Source organism: Brasilonema octagenarum UFV-OR1, from assembly GCF_963888615.1.
GTDB classification, from domain to species: Bacteria; Cyanobacteriota; Cyanobacteriia; order Cyanobacteriales; family Nostocaceae; genus Brasilonema; species Brasilonema sennae.
The window spans coordinates 41996-61326 of sequence record NZ_CAWPKW010000218.1; the positions used below are offsets into that span (position 1 = coordinate 41996).

Sequence of the window (19331 nt, forward strand, 5' to 3'; positions counted from 1 at the left end):
TACGCCGACAATCCGGTTTGGCTATGAGTGCTTCCGTTGGCAATAACTCCTCTACCTACTGGACAAGCAGGGATATGTTAAGAAATATTTTCTCCTAAACAGTGTGTTGAGGGAGATTGAAGGTACAGCATTATGGGAAGCATCCCAACTTTGCCAAAATACCCCTGTCATTATGTTAGCGCAGCTCCTCGCTCTGCAAAGCGCGTAACGAAGTTGAGCGAAGCATCTTTTGGTTAACCAAATTTTCAAGATATTTGAATAACTTTTATGACGAGAGGTTTTGAAATGATGAAGACAATGAAATTATTGATGGCTACAGCCTTTGCTACAACTACCATTGTTGGAACTTGTATAGAATCAGTGGAAGCAGCAAGTTCTAGAGGTACTGGAAATGAACCTTCAGGGAGTAAGATAAACATTGCAGAGGTAAGGTATAAATTTCAAATTTATACAATAGATTTAGCAGGTAATCCTAGAAGAGATCAAGATGATAATTTAACTAACAACCTAGGTCTCTTTCCTGGTGCTATTGAGAATTTCACAGGTAGAATAGCTGATGCAAATGAAGATGTGAAGCCGGGAGGATACTTTCCAGAATTTGTAGAAGAGAAGATAACAGAACCTTCCACATTAAATTTGAAGGCGATTTTAATTCCTGATGATAGGAGAATTGAATATATTTTGAGCGGTGAAGCTCTAGATAGCAGAGGAATAACAGAATTAGCTTTAATAATACGTAGTTTAAATGACATTGACAATTATAGTGGAATATACGACTTTGAAGACATAGATGATCCTATACAGGCTGTTAATTCTCTAGAGTATATAATCAATAACCAATTATTAGGTAAAATCAATGAAATTCGTGTTAGTTCTAAAACAGTTTCATCTACAGAGCTTATAAATCAAAATATTTTAAGATCTGGTGTAATAAAAGTTGAAAAAACAAATGACAGAATAGTTCAAGTCCCTGAATCTAGTGCTACCAATAGTTTATTAGCTTTAGGCGCTTTAGGTATGGGCTTTTTCCTAAGTACAAAACGAAATAAACTCAACAGGAGTCACCCATGAAACTATTTCCTATTATTTTGTTAATCAATGGAAGTATCTTTATCAATTTGTTAGCTTCCCATTCCACTCAAGCACAAATTGTTCCAGATACAACTCTGCCTGAAAATTCTGTTGTCACAATTCAGGACAAGACCATTCAGATTGATGGAGGAACCAGGGTAGGAAATAATCTCTTCCATAGCTTTGAAAAGTTTTCTGTCCCTACTGGAGATACCGCTTTTTTTAACAATATCAAAGAAATCCGTAACATCCTCTCCCGTATCACCGGTAACTCCATTTCTGAGATAAATGGCATTATTAAAGCGAATAACGCTGCTAATCTATTTCTAATCAACCCCAATGGCATTATCTTTGGTTCTAATGCCCAATTAGATATTGGTGGCTCTTTTCTAGCCAGTACAGCAAGTAGCATTATCTTCGCTGATGGCTTTAAGTTCAACACCTCAGCTACTCAGACTAAGCCTTTATTAACTATCAGTGCTCCTATAGGTCTGGGTTTTGGAGAAATGCCAAAAAGCATTGTTAATCGTTCAATTGTCAACAGTGATGACGATTTAATCGGACTCAGAGTGGCACCCAATCAAACCCTAGCGCTTGTCGGTGGTGATGTACTAATAGAAGGGGGGTATCTGTCCACAAAAGGAGGACGAATTGAGTTAGGAAGTGTTGCAGGTAATAATGTAGTCAGCCTGACTCCCATAGACCAAGGCTGGGTATTAGGCTATGAAGGAATCCAAAACTTCCAAGACATTAACTTATCTCAGGCAGCTTTTGTCGTTAGTGACGGTGATAGTAGTGGTGATATCCAGATTCAGGGAAGGCGTGTCACACTTACGGAAGGTAGTCAGGTTGCTGTTATTGCTCGAACTGAAGGTCAAGCAGGAAATTTGACAGTAAAAGGTTCTGAATTATTAAAACTGGAAGGTAACTCAGTAGATGCGGGATTTGACTTTAGCGTTCCGACTCTTCTGTTCAATGACGTTTATGGGAAAGCTACAGGGGAACAAAGCAAACTAACACTTGAAACTGAACGATTAATTGTCAAGAATGGGGCACAAATATCAGCTGGCAATTATGGCGCAGGTAGAGGAGTGAATTTGAAGATAAGTGCTTCGGAAGTACAACTAGAGGGTGCGTTCATTGATGCAGATAAGAAGATTCCTAGTGGTCTGTTTGCTAGAGTTCAAGAGAATGCTACAGGCAATGGTGGAACACTAACAATTGAAACTAAAAAGCTAACAGTAAAAAATGGGGCGCAGGTATCAACTGAAACTCTTGGATCGGGTCATAGTGGAAATTTAGAAGTTAATGCCTCCGAGTCAATAGAACTGATAGGGACAATACCAGGAATTAATGATCCTAGTGCTTTGTTTGCTGGTGTTAAGGATAAAGCGACAGCTACAGGCAATGGCGGAAATTTAACTATTAACACTGGACAGCTAATTATCAAGGATGGGGCACAGATAGCAACTACTGCTCAGAATCAAGGTCAAGGAGGAATTTTGACTATCAAAGCCTCAGACTTTATTCTCTTAAGTGGAAATTCACCATTAGCAGAATTCAGAGGTAAGGGTAGAAGTGGCATTTTTGTTTCAGCTGAACCAGCATTGAAAGATGAATTAGGAAACTCGATCATTACTACTGCTAATGCAGGAGATTTGAAGATTACTACAGGAGAATTGACTGTCGAGAAGGGAGCCATTATCTCTGCTGATAATTTTGGCATAGGTAAAGGGGCTAATGTTACTTTGAATGTTAATCGGTTAATTATTCAGGCTGGGGGACAGATAGGAGCAGGTTCTCTTTTAGAAAAAGATGCTGTTAATAATCAAAGAGGATCAGGAGGAACTTTAACTGTAAATGCTTCCGAATCTGTAAAGGTTGTTGGTACTGGCACAATTGGTTCTAGCTCACAACAGGTTCCCAGTAGCTTGTTGACTCAAGCTGAAGGAACGGGAAATGCTGGCGACTTAAATATTTTCACTCCTAATTTCACAGTGAAAGATGGTGCTGAAATTAACCTCAGTGCTACAGGTTTAGGAGAAGCAGGTAATTTGCAAGTAGAGGCAAATTCTGTTCGCCTCAATCACGGAACTATCAATGCAGCCACTGCCAATGGTGAAGGCGGCAATATCAACCTGCAAGTCAAAAATATACTACTCATGCAGGACAATAGTTTAATATCTGCTCAAGCTAGTAATAATGCCAATGGTGGCAATATCAACATTGATGCTGGGTTTGTTATTGCATTTCCCAATCAAAATAACGATATTATTGCCAAGGCAGAAAGAGGAGACGGCGGCAATATTAAAATCACTACTCAGGCAATCTTTGGACTAGAGGAAAGAAACTCAAACCCACAGAATAGCACCAATGACATCGATGCTAGTTCAGAATTTGGCTTAGATGGTAGTGTTTTCATAAACACACCAGATATTGACCCCACTCGGGGGTTAGTCCAGTTGCCCGTAGAACCAGTCAACGTGCAAGTGGCACAGGGTTGCCAAACAACTGGAACACAAACGGCTGGAAAACAATCATCGTTGGCTTCCACTGGCAAAGGGGGATTAGCTATTAACCCTTACGAACCGCTGAGTAGCAGTAATATTTGGGAAGATGTACCAGTGTCAACACAGACGGGGACAAGTAGACAAAGGGAAAGCGTAGCAACTGTGCCGGACAAAATTGTAGAGGCGCAAGGGTGGGTGATAAATGAAAAAGGGGAAGTTTTTCTCGTGGCTGAAGATAGTCGCTGTAGTCTGCGGTGACATGCTCCCACAGCATCATCTACTTGAGGTGTACCGCCGAATACTGAGATTCATCTTTTTAACAATTTTGGGATTAATTACAACTTTATCTGTCCCACTTCTGCTAGCTCAAGGGGTTGCAGGAAATAATTATGCGATACGCGTAGCGTCAAGCCCCCGGCTTATCGCTCATATGCAAGCGATCGCCCCAACTTCCAACACCCAAACATTACTACAACAAGGTATAGAACTTTACAATACAGAACGATTTTCCGAAGCAATAGGAGTCTTTCAGCAGGCATTTGCCAACAGCCAAAAAGATAACCTCAATCAAGCGCTGGTACTGCGTTATCTTTCCTTAGCTTATCAACACTTGGGGCTGTGGGAGGAAGCAGAAAAGGCAATCTTGCAAAGTCGTCAGTTGCTGGAAAATCAGAAAAACACAACTAACACCCAGGCTTACTTAGACGTTCTGGCGAAAATTTGGAACACTCAAGGTCGTCTGCAATGGGCAAGGGGACATTGGTCTGTTGCTCTAGAAAGCTGGAAGCAAGCAGAAGCTAGCTACCAACAAGCTGGTAATCGTGCGGGTGTCGTTGGTAGCTTAATTAACGAAATAACAGCATTACAATGGTTAGGTTTAAGCCGTCAAGCACTTGCAGGATTGAGCCATCAGCCATTAGTGGACTTTCCAGACGTTGAGCAAGTGATAAAGCGGATAGAGCAAATTATACAACAGGAATCAGATCCCAACCTCAAAGCCTCCCAATGGCAGAGTCTTGGTGAAGTTCTCAGACGTATTGGCAATCTTTCAATGTCTGAGAAGTCCTTACAGAAGAGTTTGCAAGTGGCTCAAGAATTTCAACTGAATAAAGCTGCTAACTCTGCACGGTTGGAGTTGGGTAATACCAAACGCGCTTTAGCTAACAGAGCTATAGTCATTAATAACCAAGAAAACGCTAAAAATAATATTCGTGATGCTATCAATAATTATCAACAGGCTGCTGCATCTCCTAGTTTCCGACTCCAGGCTCAACTAAATCTATTTAGCCTCTGGGTGGAAACTGGGGAATGGTTGGAAGCTGCCAAACTGCAACCTCAAATTCAGCAGTCGTTAGCTAGCTTACCTGCCAGTACAACAAATGTCTACGCCAGACTCAACTTTGCCCGGAATCTGACTTGTTTTCTACCAAGTATTGACAAAAAATCAGTTTTATGGTTAAGCTGCACTAGCTTAAAGCAGCTCAGAGAACAGCCCTCAAAGCCAAGCGAAGAAATCACATCTCCTCCCTCATCGCAGGAAATCGAACAGATGATAACCACTGGGATTCATGTGAGTCGTAGTTTGAAAGATCGCAAAGCTGAATCCTATGCTTTAGGACAATTGGGTGAACTTTACGAGTTAACTGGAAAGTTTTCAAAAGCTCAAGATTTGACTCAGCAAGCTCTTTTGTTAGCGGAGGAGATTCAAGCACCTGATGTTCGCTACCGTTGGGAATGGCAGTTGGGACGTTTATGGGAAAAACAAGGGAATAGACAAAGAGCGATCGCTTTTTATAAAAATGCGTTTAACTCCCTCAAGTTCGTTCGCAATGATTTACTCACCATCGATACTGATGTACAGTTCTCTTTTCGGGAAAATGTCGAACCTATTCACCGCCAGCTAGTTGATTTGCTATTACAGACTGAGGATAACTCTCAACTAAACCCAAAACTAAACCAAGAAATTTTCAAAGATGCCATTTATGCGATCGACTCTCTCCAATTAGCTGAACTGGAAAATTTCCTCAATTGTAACCTGAGCCAAATAGTGCGGCTGAACCTGGATGATGACAAGTTAGATTTGAAAGCAAAATTGGACAAGTTAGATCCGAATACAGCATTTATTTATCCAATCATTCTAGAAGATAGATTAGAAATCATACTCTCGTTACCCAAGCAAAAGTGGATTAAATACACAACTTCTATAAGCAGGAATACGTTAGAATCTAAGCTCAATGAATTGCGGGGATATCTGACACGAAATGATTCTGGTCGCGATGAATATGAGCCTTTATCTCGTCAACTCTATGATTGGCTGATTCGACCAGCTGAGAAATACTTGAACTCAAACCAAATTAAAACCTTAGTGTTTATATTGGATGGTTCCTTACGAGATATTCCGATGGTTGCTTTGTGGGATGGTAAACAGTATCTTGTGCAGAAGTACGCTGTCGCGATCGCTCCAGCACTGCAACTGTTAAGTCCCAAGCCTTCAGAAAAAAAACAGTTCAAAGCTCTCATTGCAGGTTTGACCAAAGGTAGCACATTTTCTATTGAGGGAAGCATCTTTAATTTTCAGCCACTATCAAATGTCAAAAATGAAGTAGAGACAATAAAACAAATTTTGCCTACCTCTGAAGAAATGCTCGACGAGCAGTTTCAAACCAAGAATTTACAAAGTAAGCTTTATTCATCTTCTTACCCCATAGTTCACTTTGCAACTCATGGTCATTTCAGTTCTAATCCACAAGAGACATTTATTCTAAGTGCGCCAAATGTTCCTATCAATTTAAATAAGTTACAAGAATTACTTCAAACTAGGAAACAAAGTAGACCTGACGCGATTCAATTACTTGTCCTGAGTGCTTGTCAGACAGCCACAGGAGATAAACGCGCTGCTTTGGGGCTGGCTGGTGTAGCAGTAAAAGCAGGCGCACTCAGTACACTCGCATCACTGTGGTCAGTTAACGATAAGTCCACTGCTTTGTTTATGGGTCAATTCTACCAGCATCTTGTAAAACAACAGATGACAAAAGCCGCAGCACTCAGGCACACTCAACTTGACTTATTGCAGAATAGACAAGGTGAGTATAGACATCCATTTTATTGGTCACCTTTTGTGCTGGTGGGTGATTGGCTTTGATGTTTAAACGCAATTTCCCACCTATAATTGAAAAACCAAACGCCACCGAGATAACGGCTATGCCAACAGACCATCTCAAAATCGCGTTACCAACTACCGACGAACTACCTTGTTCAGACGATATACCTGTGGATAACGAAGACCAGAACTTTGTGCCCAACTTTTTACTATTCTTGTTGAACACAATTTGGGCTGCGCGGATGGATTGGTTCTTTGGGGTAGATATGGCAGTGTATCACACCACAGGAGTGAATCCGAGAGTACCCATAGTACCGGATGGCTTTTTAAGTTTGGGAGTAGAACGGAAAAAAGGTGGAAAATCTCGTAAGAGCTATGCTGTTTGGGAAGAAAACGAAGTCGTTCCCATCATGACATTAGAAATGGTTTCCCATAGCCCAGGAGGAGAATACGACGAGAAACTAGATATTTACGCCAAACTCGGTGTGCTGTACTATGTCATTTACAATCCTGAGTATTGGCGACGCGACCAACATCAACCATTTGAAGTTTATAAGTTGGTAGATCAAAACTATCAATTGCAAATCCGCGAACCCTATTGGATGGCAGAAGTCGGCTTAGGTATTGGAAGATACCAAGCTGTAGTTGGAGGGATTCAACAGGAGCTACTGTCTTGGTATGACGAACAAGGAAACCGCTACTTAACAGCAGAAGAAATCGCACAGACAGAACGTCAACGGGCAGAACAGGAACAACAACGAGCAGAACAATTGGCGCAGTATTTGCGATCGCTTGGTATTGACCCTGATAATCTACCAAGTGAATGAAAGTATCTGTAGGGTGGGTAATGCTCACCAAAACCCAGATCTAACTTAGATTTAGTAGACATTGCCCAACGCCAAATACCTCTATCATTCTTGCACTTGTACTCTTCTTACCCGTCCTAAGTCAACTTGTTGGACAGTGCCATCATTCATTTCTATGCGAAGTGTTCCTTTCTTTGGTACTGTCAGCACAGAAGCACTGCTTCCAGCAGGAGATGATTGAGCGCCTGATAAATTAACAGCACCACGAACTTGTACTTTGTAAGAACCTATTTCCTGTCTACTAACACTAACTATTTGCGGTTTGATTCGCATTATTACAGGTATTTGGCGTCTGAATTGCAGACGTTTAACTTTTCGCTCACTCTGTGGCGAACCAATAACACAACTACCACTAGGGCTTAGGCTTGCAATTTCTTGAGCATTAGTGTCAAATAAGTCAACATAGGCTTCTACCACTCCTCCTTCTTGGCAAAAAGCATCTACAGTAACTACAACTTCTCCCGCTCCTGCCATGAAAGTGTAGAAGTGTTCGTTTAAACTATCCTTATTTATAGGACCTGTGACTTCATTTGAGGTTAGTGGCGTTGGCTTATCTCGATCTGTCGATTGAGCTTTAACTAAATTGACAGAAGTACTAAGAACTATTAATAAACAGGATGCTGTAGTTACAAGATATTTTTGAAACTGATTTTTTTGATACTTTGGATGTGTTATTTTCACTACTTTTCGCCTCAACAAGAGTTTTAGTTTTGGTCTATTTAGCAACTTGCATCAATCACTCATCGCAGGTTCTACACTTTTATGCATTGAGTAACAAAACTTCACAGCCAATTGCCAACTAAAACATCAAGTTTATTGTTTGAGAGTGCAGCATGGAACAATTTTCTCAGGAGCGATCGCTCTCAAGTCAAGATTTTGTAACAAATTAGTCCAGCCAGTATCAGCTTGCAAATTGGTATGGCGCATCTCCAACTGCAGCGCCAAAGCATCAACCCAAAACCCTTCTTTGATATATAACTCTGCACGTTCCTGTTGTGATTTTTTCTCTAATTGACGTACAAGAGTAGGACTTGGTTCTATTCGTCGTATCCATCCGTCAACACCAGCATTATTAGTTCCGTTTTTTGTGTCACAAATAATTGTAAAAAACCAGTGATACAACTTGTTTTTCTCCAATTGTTTTGGCAAGCGCAAGCTGACAATCCCCGGAATTTCTGACAGTGTTATCTGAACTGGCTTAATGACGCCATAGCCGTTTTCGTCCTGTAACGACAATCTCGCAGCGAGGGATGAATTAGATGCATAGGGTACATAAAACAAGATTGTCGGAGATTCAGCAGTACTCAAGGCTTCGCCAGTAGCAGGTACTAAAGCGATTAAATTTTTGTTTGCAGATGTTTTTGTTGCTGAACACCTACCGCGATCGCCTCCATCTATACGATTTGGTGGTCTGCCGCTTCTGGGCGGATCGGAGTTTCTTTGAGTTTGAGCTTGGATTGGTAAAAAGCCAGTTGCAAAAGTTATCAGTATCCAAGTTAAACAAATAAATGTGCGTTGAAACATAGTATAAAGTCGCAAATTTTAATAGTTTTTCTGATTTTTTGACACAATTAGGACTGATACACACGCTATTAAAAACAGTGATCGCTTCCCAATGGTAGGCTGCGGACTTATTTACGTTGCTCGTGCATAAGTCCTGACAATATAAGCCACCGAGCCACCTGTCATTACCAAAGCTAGTGCGGATGGAATCAAAGGAACCCAAACAGCTTGGGTAAAAAAGCCAAAGCAAATGCAACCATTAGCCAAAAGTGCTACTCCAATTGAGATTCCCTGATTTCGTGGTGAACAGAATGTAAGAGTTAGAATACCTCCAACCATCGACCAGCCCCAAACCCATACTGTGTTGCTTAATGATGACCAAGGCGACAACAAAGGTCTACGATCCAAGACAACATTGAGAATTTGACTGACCATTTGAGTGTGAACAATCACTCCTGGCATTTTCCCTAAAGGTGTCAGGTGCTTGTCTTTAGTACTTGCACCGACATAACCAATTAGGACAATGCGATCCTTAATCAATTTGAGCAAATCAGAATCTTGCTCGTTCAGAACTTGTGTCAGCGAGACTTGGGAAAATCGATCAGGCGAACGGTAATCGATTAGTAATTGATAACCTAGCATATCAGTGTGGGGTAGTTGGTATCCCCCAGAATAAGGTTTCAATACATCAAAGACAATAGAATTAATGGATAGGTTTTTACCTGGGTTAAACTCATAGCGCGTAGTGGCGGGAAGGTAATGGCGTATGAGCTGAAAGCTGAAAGCGTAGGGTGTTGTGCAAGGTGATTCCGCTGATCGATCCATAACCAAAGTATAGCGACGTATAGTGTCATTTGGTGGATCGTGTATAAAACCATCACTGAAGCCCAAACGTTCTGGGGGAACTTGAGGAGGAGGGTCAATTGCAGGCGCACCGTTGGACTCACCAACTTGACATATTGCAAGAGTGCGATCGCTCTTTCGTAAACGTTCAATTAACTTATCCCAACCTTCTTTCTGAGGAGTATCTCGATAAATATCCAGACCGATGACTTTTGGTTGATATTTCTCTAGTTTCGTCAACAGCTGCTCTACCGTTCGGTCACTCAGTGGCTTGCCAAATTGTTTCACGTCGTCATCATTAACGGTAACAACAAGAATGCGCTTGTCCTGTATTCCTGGATGTGGTTGCAGTCGCATAACTGTGTCATAAGCCTTTAACTCCGAATTTTGCAGTATCCCCTGCAATCGCGCTCCTATAACTAAGCTGGTGACAACTAAACTTGCTGCCAAAATTGTTTGAGCACGACGCCACAAGGACACTCTTGGGCGAGAAAGTTGTGTCAGGGGAACTGGTGTTTTAGATGCGCGTAACTCTTCCCATGTGAAAGGTACAGCTGACCGATGTTGGCAAATCACTGGTAACCAACTAGCACAGGGAAATTCATCTTCTAAACCTTGCAGTCGTTGTCGCGCTTCTTGTACCGCCTCGTACACAGGCTTCCCACTGGCAAATGCTTGCAGAAAATACTTCAAAAATGTTTGTGCTACCTTGTCTGGTACTGGCTCCCGCATGACTATCATTTGTGGGATGTGCAGATGTAGTAACTCCCAGGCTAATCCCAAACCATCACAAGAGTTGAAAATTGCGAACTGCAACCCACCTCTCACTGCTGTTTGTAAGGCATATCTGAGTTCGTCAAGGGAAAAGCTATCACTTTGGTTGAGATAAATCCGCCCCCTTTCACCCTCAGTCTGACTATGCCCTGCGAAAAATAATATATCCCAGTGTTGCTCCCAAAGCTGATCGTTTAACTCTTGACGTTGTGGTTCCACCAAAAAGGTGGTTTGTGCACCAGGTAAATTCTCTAGTTGTTGTTTGTCTTCCTCAACTTTAATGCCTTCGCTATTGCCCAGAATCCCTAGAATTCTCACTTTATTTTCATGGATAGACTTCTGCTCCTGTGGTGCGTACTCCAGAGTAGCGAGTCCAATTTCCGCAAATTTATAGCGCTCTAACAAATCCCAATGATGCCAAGGTAACTGCCATACCTGCTGGTGTTCGGTACAAATTAGCACCCGTACAGGTTCGGATGTGCTGACTCTTTCTAGCCACTTCTCGCGAATGGAGAAAAAGGACTCTGTTTTGAGCCAACTATTGAGGCGATCGCTTAACTCTTTGGCTTGAGTGCGACACTCATCCCTAAGCTTTCTTAAAGAACCATCAATTCTGACTCGTTTAGTTTTTAGCTCACGAGTCACCTTTCCCAAGCTGCGATAAGTTGCTTGCCAACCACTATACTGTTTGACAAGTTCGGGTGCGCTTGGCAACTTCCCAGTAATTTCTGTTTCAGGACGTTCACCTTCCGCGCCAATTTCTAGCGTGACTCGAAAGCCCTGTTGGAAATCACCATCTAATTTGAGGACAATTAATTTAGTCATTGGTCATTAGTCGTTTTTTACAAAAGACAAAGCACAACTAAATGACAAAATTTTCTGTGACGCTGACATCACCAAGAGCAACTTTAACACTAAAACTGTCTCCTGGCTCCCCACTAAACTCTAATTGAATACTTTGATTGTCACTTCCTGCATGGGTATTGATGACTGCTTCTCCATTTTCATCAAGCACTATGAGTTGCAAATTCGAGGGTAGATATGTATAACCTTGTGGGGGTTGCACTTCCACGCTGATGTCTATTTCCACCTCAGATGCTTGGCTAATTGCTACAATCATAGCGACTGCTTGATTCGGCGTTCCCAATGAAATCAGCTTGCACCGCTTAACTTCCACAGCTTTTCTAAAGCTGAAGGAGAGCTGAGTTGCTTTTGGATCTAAAATGGCATCTAAGGCTTGCCAACTAACTTCAAAAATATTCTCAAACCATTTGCTTAGGTTGATTGCGGGTCTAATTTGATTCAAGTGTCTGGGCAATTCTTCGAGCGATCGCAACTGGCTCAAAGGTAACTCAAAGGATGTCACCTTTTCCACAAATCCCAGCAATGTTGCTTCTCGCAATGATTCAGAAAGCTGCACTGCAACGTAGCCAATCCGTTCTGACCAGACTTCTGCGGGAATACAGACAACTTCTGTATTAGGTAACACTGGTCTACACTCCAATTTACCACGATTTTTCACCACTAAATCGGCAACATCCATCAGCATCTGCATTCCAGGGTTGCAACTGTCGCTTGTCTCCCAGTCCGTTTCAAATCCTCGGCACTGTAGATAAAAATTCACTGCATACACTGCCAGAGTATTCAGATAAACTTGTTTGGCTTTTTGAGGATTGACTTGGTAACGTCGAAACTGTTCTGCTCGTGAATGAGCTGATAAAGCAAGCGGAACAGCGAAAGTCCAGGACTCAATTTTAGGGTTCATGGTTGATTGAGGAACGTTCATACTAATTGTCTCTAATGGATTGAACTTTCAAGAAATACAGGGAACGCTTAACAGGGAACGCTTAACTCTGAAGAAACACTCTTGAGGAAGGGAGGGAGAGAGGGAGAGAGGGAGAGAGGGAGAGAGGGAGAGAGGGAGGGAGAGAGGGAGAGAAAAGTTAATACTCAATAACTCTTTTCCCACACTCCCACACTCCCACACTCCTTTTTTCCTTTCTTCCCATCAGCCTCTCCTTCTTACCTGTTCTATATATATTGTTTGAAGTTTGGACGAAAGTTTTTGCAGCAACGTTGAAAGAAACTACTCAAAGTTGGCAGTGGAATTCCCAATTTTCTGGAAATATCTTGCCAATTATCTCCGGATAATCTTGCCAATGCTATTGTAGAAAAGTTTGCATCTGGTCTATTTTTTATATGTGCCTTTTTAAAAATATTTTCATAGTCTTTTTCTAAGTACTCGCGAAGATTTTCATACAGAAAATGCGTTGTTTCTTCTGGCTGAGCAAAGGCTTCTAAATCAAGAAAGGAAGGCAATGTAATGATATTTTTTGGGTCAAATGGCTGAGAGGTTTTTAATAGAATTTTATCTAATCTAAAATTCACCCAATTCATAAATTTTTTCTCACCTCTTTCTGGATCATAATAGTCAATTTTTTGACAGACATAGGTCAAAGTTTTATTAACTGCTTCGTCATAAAGTAGTTCATAAAACTGAGGAGAAAATCTTTCTCTATGAGGATGGCAAAGCCTACCATAAAGCCGAATTGCCTCAACTAGTTCTCCTAGAGCATACTGACGCAACTCAGTATGAGGTGGGTGACGTTGAGCGAAGAGTGCTAAATGTTTCAGTTGAACATCATCCAGGATTTCTCTAAAAGCTTGATTCCGTAGGTTATTAGTCCATATCCTCACATTTGTCTGTTTCAGATTGTACTGGTTGATTTGTTCATCAATGTTACACAACAGCTGCTGTCGGACTTGTTCGTAAATTTTTTGATAAACGCCAAATAGAGGTTGATTTCCTAGTGGACGGCAAATTTTGCGCGATCGCAGGATTTCATCAACCAACTGTGTCAAGACTAACTGTCGCCCCTCAGTGTGAGGAGCGTGCTGTTGCACCTCTGTTACTAGTTGTTCGAGTCGTTTATCCATAGTCTTGAAAGTAGCACTCTCGTTGCAACTCTTTAACTAGAGGTTGCTGCGGTTTAGAGGTTAGAAAACGTTGCTTCAACAACCCCATGCTCAGATAATCTGACTTTTCACGTCATATAGTTAAACGACAAAGGTTAAAGAGAAAAGGGCAGCCTTTACCCCTTGATCCTAAAGCCGCTTTTAAGATGAACCGTGAAAAGTAAGTTAGAGAATGGGTTCGTTAAACCTTCACTGTCTTTGCTGCGTGCGTCTTGTGTCTTACACACTTTCCTTGTCCCCAGTCCTTTATCGGGTTTGGTGAACCAAGGTACGTTGTAAGCTCGAATCATAATCCTGTGATTGTAACTCCACGTATAGCGCCAGTAATTATGTGTTTTTTTACAAAAATTAATATTTGAACTGATAAAGTTGCTTATTTTGCTTGTACAAGTCCCACATCTTTTGCCCACTAACTACATCCCCTACACCCTTACACCCCTAGTTCTTGACACTGGAACTAACTTTTGAGTAATTTACTTGTAATGGTGCAAAATATCACCTAAAAAGAAAGGTGAAGACAAAAACTGTCTTCACCTTTACTCCTCAAGTTAGAAAGTATAAACAGAAATTTTCTGGAAGCGCACTTCGGAAAGTGGCTTGTCTTGATAAGTCGTCACTAACGTAATCCGGAATTGATTAGACCATTTACCTTGTTGCTGTAGCGCCTCCACAACGTTAGTTGCTTCCAAGACAACTGTCGGTTTTGGATGCTTCTCACCAGTGTCATGGTTACCATGTTCGTGAGCCATGTGTTGGTGTTCAGAGTGTTCTTCAGCATGTGAGTGATTATGAGGTTCCATTGCGAACAACCCTATGGTTCCAACATAATTCTCTTGTAATGGTGCTGAGTTATCATCCGGCAGATTGAGGTATACCTCATAATTCACGCCAGGGGGCTTGTCATATTCAATACCTTCAAAGACAAGCATAACTCTCTGCTTTTCCACTGGTAAGGCAGTGAATGCTGCTCTTTGTGGGATGGGAGAAATTGAAAACTCAGCTGCATTTGCTGTTAACTGAATAACTTTTCCTTCAGGTGTAGATCCAAGGAATTGAGGCTGACTTGGGCGTGGTGCAATAAATGACACGGTAGGTGGTGGAGGAGGTGGAGTCATCGGCTTATCGTCGTAAACATAATCCAACTGTGAAGCTGTATCTAAGATATCTTTACCTGACATTTCCTGTCTTTGACCATTTTCATTAAAGAAGATAAACCTACTATTCATCCATGTTGAATTATTGACTGGATTAGAACGACCCTGACCTTGGTTCAACCACTGCTCCCATAATCGATCAATGTTGGAGTGATGTAGCCAGAAAATTGGATCACGAGCGGCTAACAAAGGATCGCTCATCCAACCTCCTCCTCCTATATCCCCATGAATGACATTGTGAGGCTGGTTTTCCATTTGTCCTGTAACATTAGGATTAGCAAACTGTATTGGTCCAGACACTACGCCTCCACCAAAGGAAGGAGCCAAAGAACCTATATCGGAGAAGAAATTTACAAAGCTTAATGCACGTCTATAGTCAACCGAGTTTGCTGGTAGTGCTTGCCCTTGATTGATTTGGTTTCTCCGCTGACTCACATACAACGTATTTGAACTATTTGCAGGAATGCGAAACGGCTCTGGTAAAACACTCTGATTTCGCTCAGAATAATTCCAGTAGGGAAGTGAAAACTTAGCATCTCCTGAAGCAGATCGCACAATTCGCTCGAAAAAGTAAATATACATCCGATGCCAAGACAAGAAGAAGAAGCTTCGGTGCTGACATTGATTCCAAAATTGATTAAAGGTAGGATTCCTCAGTGAAGTGCCGTGAATGTTTGCCTGGAATATCCATCCAGTTGTATCGTTTGGATTGACATTGGAACGGGCTTTCATCACCTCCACACCCCTACGATATGCGGCAATTTCTGAGCCACCACTCTCTAATATCCTGTAAATATTGCGACGAATCTGCATAAGTTACTTGCTAAGTCCTATTTACCAATTGCAAAATCTCTAGTTTTGCGCTATTAAATTAACACTCAAAATGAGTTTATTGTTTTACTGAAAAAGTCAACCTTTTGTAACAATTCTTGATTTTTTAAGAAACACAGGGAATAGGGAACACTTCAACAAGCTCCCAGCCACTTCGACTAGCAAGAGTGCTAGTCAGGGCGGCGCAGTGCATCGCTCTTAACAGGGTAGAAGGGAGATGGTGTTTCTTTATGATGTTGCTAGCGGTGAGTGAGGGAACGGGTAAGCGAGAAATTTCCCTCCCTCTGTTACTCTCTGTATTTCGCTCCTCTTTTTCCTTATCCTCATGTCTTCTTTTTTGCTTGACATTATAAAACGTTTAAAGCATCAAACAAACTTATTGTTTATCACAAGGAAAGAGGAAAGAACCTGATGAAAGATTAAATTTTCCACGACGACAGTAAAAGAAGTTTGCCTAATAAGAAAAATTTGCTCACTATATTGTTAACATTCGTAAAATTGGAGTGTTAAGGACTATAAACATGATAATAACCTAGCTAAACTAGCAATAAGAGCATTTGTACTGTTACTTCTAAAAAAAGGTGTGGTGCCTAATCCTCAATGATTCCAATCCAACTCACCCTCAAAAACTTCCTCAGTTACTGTGACACGACTTTAGATTTTCGTGGGTTACATACGGCTTGTATTTGTGGTTCCAATGGCGCTGGAAAATCTTCCCTACTCGAAGCTATTACCTGGGCAATTTGGGGTGAAAGCAGAGCTCCTTCAGAAGATGATGTTATCCATACAGGTGCAAAAGAAGTTAGAGTTGATTTCATCTTTGAAGCAAACCAGCAAACATATAAAGTAATTCGCACGCGATCGCGTGGTGGAAATGGTGCTCTGGAATTTCAAATACAAACACCTACTGGGTTTCGCGCACTGACTGGCAAAGGCATAAGGGCAACGCAAGATTTAATTTTAGAACATATTAAGCTGGATTACGACACTTTCATCAATTCAGCATACCTGCGTCAAGGTCGTGCTGATGAATTTATGCTGAAGCGACCAACTGAGCGTAAGGAAATATTAGCAGAGTTATTAAAACTTAATCAGTATGATGAATTAGAAGAACGGGCAAAAGAACTCTCACGTCAGTTTAAAGCAAGAGCCGAAGAGTTAGAGCGCCTTTTGGATTCGTTAAAATCTCAACTGCAACAGCGTGAAGCAACTGCTCAAAAACAAGCTGAGTTAGAAGGGCAAATCAATCAACTACAACAAGTACAAGCCTTTGAAAATATTCAATTACAAAGTTTGCAAGTTGTCCAGCATCAGCGACAAAACTGGGAACAACAACTCAATTTTGTTAGGCAGCAGTATCAAAATCTGACTCAAGACTGCGATCGCCTTCAACAAGAACACTCAGCAATTGACAATCAGCTATCTTCTTTAGAAGAACTCCTAACTCAAGAAGCTGAAATTAAAGCCGGGTACAATCAATACCAAATTCTGCAATCTCAAGAAGAAGCAATGGGCGCTAAATTTGAAGAGCACACTCGCGCCCAACAAGCACGACAACAAAAGCAACAACAACTCACTCAACAAATTAACGAAATTGAACGGCAATTACAACACGCAGAAGCACAACTCGCGGCTTTACAGCAACAAGAGCAAGAACTTCGGCAAACTCTGAGCAAGTCAGATGAAGTCGAAGCTGCAATAGCACAACTTGCAACTGCACGCAACCGTGTTGCTCAAATGGATCAGTTGCAACTACAAGTAGCTCCTCTTTTGCAACAACGAGTCACATTACAAAGTCAACTGAATCGTGCTCATGCTGGTTTAATGGCTCGATTTGAACAACTCCAAGCAACAGAGAACCAACTCCAACGTCAGCACAGACGCCAACCGCAACTGCAACAAGCAGTGATCGAAGTGGCAATGCAGATTTCGGAACTGGAAAAGAAGCGAGTTTATCTGCAACGAGTGCAGGAAAAAGGACAGGAAAGACGTCACCTGATCGAACGTTTGCAAGCGCATCAACGGGACTTTGAAAAACTACTGGGAGAACTTCAGCAAAAGCTGCAAATGCTTCAGAACCCTAATGCTATCTGTCCTTTGTGCGAACGTCCTCTAGACGAACATCACTGGAACCGTGTGGTAGACAAAACGAAAGTAGAGTACAAAGATGCAGAGGATGAGTTGTGGATAGTTCGAGAACGAATGGCTGTTTCAGACAGAGAAATTCAGGTTCTCAGACAGGAATATAAAGAAATATCGCAACAATTGTCTCCTTACGATAGCTTACGTGAACAAAGAGGGCAATTGGCAGCACAGTTGGAGGTGACAAGTGATGTTGAGCAACAGCTACAACAAATTGTCGCCGAAAAGCAGCACTTGGAGCGATCGCTCCAAATGGGTGACTACGCCCACGACACACACGCCGAACTCCAGCAACTCGAACAATATTTACAACAACTCAACTATAATGAACAAGACCACGCCCTTGCTCGTAACGAAGTCGAGCGGTGGCGATGGGCAGAGATTAGATTAAGCCAAATAAAAGACGCAACTAAGCGTCAAACACAATTAGCCGCACGAAAACCAGAAATTGAGGCACAAATTACCCAATTACAAACCAAAATCCAGCAAGAAGCCACTGAATCTGAATGTGCCAGACAAATCGCCGCCCTTGAGCGCCACATGACTGAAATTGGCTACGTGTCAGAACAACATAACAATCTTCGTATAGCTGTACGCAAAACTCAAGCTTGGGAATTACGCTATCAACAGCTTGTCGGTATACAGCAGCAGTATCCCCAACTCAAAGCAAGATTGCAAGAGTTAGAAGTTTCTTTACAGGCAAGATTGACAGAACGACAAAGATATAATTTACAAATCGAAAGCATCGTCCAACAGCTAGAAGAATCAGCAAACCCATCTGCTCAAATTCAAACATTAGAGCAGCAGATAACATCACGCAGACGACAACTTGATGAACAAATTGCCCAGTTAGGACGCTTGCAGCAGCAGTCTCACCAACTGGAAACTTTGCAAATTCAGTACGATCAACAGCAGCAGCAACTCCAAGAAGCAAAGCGACAACACCGTATATATCAGGAACTATCACAAGCTTTTGGTAAAAATGGTATCCAAGCATTGATGATTGAGAACGTCTTACCTCAATTAGAAGCTGAGACAAATCAACTACTTTCGCGATTGAGTGCGAATCAGTTACACGTTCAATTTGTCACACAAAGAGCCGGAAAGAGTGGTAAGGCAAGCAAGAAAAATGCCAAGCTGATAGATACGTTGGACATTTTGATTGCAGACGCCAGAGGGACGCGGGCTTATGAAACTTACTCTGGTGGGGAAGCGTTTAGAATTAACTTTGCAATTCGTTTAGCTTTGGCGAAATTATTAGCGCAGCGGGCGGGGGCGGCGTTGCAATTGTTGATTGTGGATGAAGGATTTGGGACACAAGATGCAGAAGGATGCGATCGCTTGATTGCAGCGATTAATGCGATCGCCTCTGATTTTGCCTGCATCTTAACCGTAACTCATATGCCCCATCTCAAAGAAGCTTTTCAAGCCCGGATTGAAGTGAATAAAACACAGAGTGGTTCGCAAGTACGATTAATGATTTAATCAACAATTACTATACATCTGATACCAATTCTCCATGAATATGCACTTAATGTTTTTTAAACGAACCGCCAAGACG

General features: G+C 41.7%; 11 protein-coding genes. 5 read left to right on the forward strand and 6 right to left on the reverse strand.

Annotated elements, in window-relative coordinates; translation table 11 throughout:
* Positions 1-285: 285 nt before the first annotated feature.
* The 4 genes from AC5590_RS16530 to AC5590_RS16545 are packed head-to-tail and all read left to right on the forward strand — an operon-like array spanning position 286 to position 7508.
* A complete protein-coding gene (locus AC5590_RS16530; protein WP_169264632.1) occupies positions 286-1071 on the forward strand; it encodes a hypothetical protein in 786 nt (261 codons plus the stop codon).
* Entirely contained in the window at positions 1068-3839 is a 2772-nt protein-coding gene (locus AC5590_RS16535) for a beta strand repeat-containing protein (protein WP_169264633.1), read from the forward strand. The genes AC5590_RS16530 and AC5590_RS16535 overlap by 4 nt, the downstream gene beginning before the upstream one ends.
* Positions 3784-6723, forward strand: coding sequence for a CHAT domain-containing protein (locus AC5590_RS16540; protein ID WP_246162739.1), 2940 nt, complete (start codon positions 3784-3786; stop codon positions 6721-6723). Before AC5590_RS16535 ends, AC5590_RS16540 begins: the two co-directional genes overlap by 56 nt.
* Positions 6724-6782: 59 nt before the next feature.
* Positions 6783-7508, forward strand: coding sequence for a Uma2 family endonuclease (locus tag AC5590_RS16545; RefSeq protein ID WP_169264642.1), 726 nt, complete (start codon positions 6783-6785; stop codon positions 7506-7508).
* 84 nt (positions 7509-7592) lie between these two features.
* Here AC5590_RS16545 and AC5590_RS16550 read toward each other — a convergent pair whose 3' ends face one another.
* The 6 genes from AC5590_RS16550 to AC5590_RS16575 all read right to left on the reverse strand — a co-directional run bounded on the left by AC5590_RS16550 (position 7593) and on the right by AC5590_RS16575 (position 15610).
* Positions 7593-8228: a hypothetical protein gene (locus AC5590_RS16550; RefSeq protein WP_169264634.1), complete on the reverse strand. Its 636-nt coding sequence runs from the start codon at positions 8226-8228 to the stop codon at positions 7593-7595.
* A gap of 132 nt (positions 8229-8360) precedes the next feature.
* Entirely contained in the window at positions 8361-9071 is a 711-nt protein-coding gene (locus AC5590_RS16555) for a DUF928 domain-containing protein (RefSeq protein ID WP_169264635.1), read from the reverse strand.
* Between the two features lie 111 nt (positions 9072-9182).
* Positions 9183-11492, reverse strand: coding sequence for a CHASE2 domain-containing protein (locus tag AC5590_RS16560; RefSeq protein ID WP_169264636.1), 2310 nt, complete (start codon positions 11490-11492; stop codon positions 9183-9185).
* A 37-nt stretch (positions 11493-11529) separates the two neighbouring features.
* The gene (locus AC5590_RS16565; RefSeq protein WP_246162737.1) at positions 11530-12453 is read right to left on the reverse strand and encodes a DUF1822 family protein; all 924 of its coding nucleotides are present in this window, start codon (positions 12451-12453) and stop codon (positions 11530-11532) included.
* 245 nt (positions 12454-12698) lie between these two features.
* Complete coding sequence (locus AC5590_RS16570; protein ID WP_169264637.1) at positions 12699-13604, reverse strand: hypothetical protein; 906 nt, start codon at positions 13602-13604, stop codon at positions 12699-12701.
* A gap of 587 nt (positions 13605-14191) precedes the next feature.
* Positions 14192-15610: a tyrosinase family protein gene (locus AC5590_RS16575; RefSeq protein ID WP_169264638.1), complete on the reverse strand. Its 1419-nt coding sequence runs from the start codon at positions 15608-15610 to the stop codon at positions 14192-14194.
* A gap of 618 nt (positions 15611-16228) precedes the next feature.
* On the opposite strand from AC5590_RS16575, the gene sbcC reads away from it, so the two are divergent.
* Positions 16229-19255 (forward strand): exonuclease subunit SbcC, encoded by a 3027-nt coding sequence (gene sbcC / locus AC5590_RS16580; RefSeq protein ID WP_169264639.1) that lies wholly within the window; start codon positions 16229-16231, stop codon positions 19253-19255.
* Positions 19256-19331: the final 76 nt, after the last annotated feature.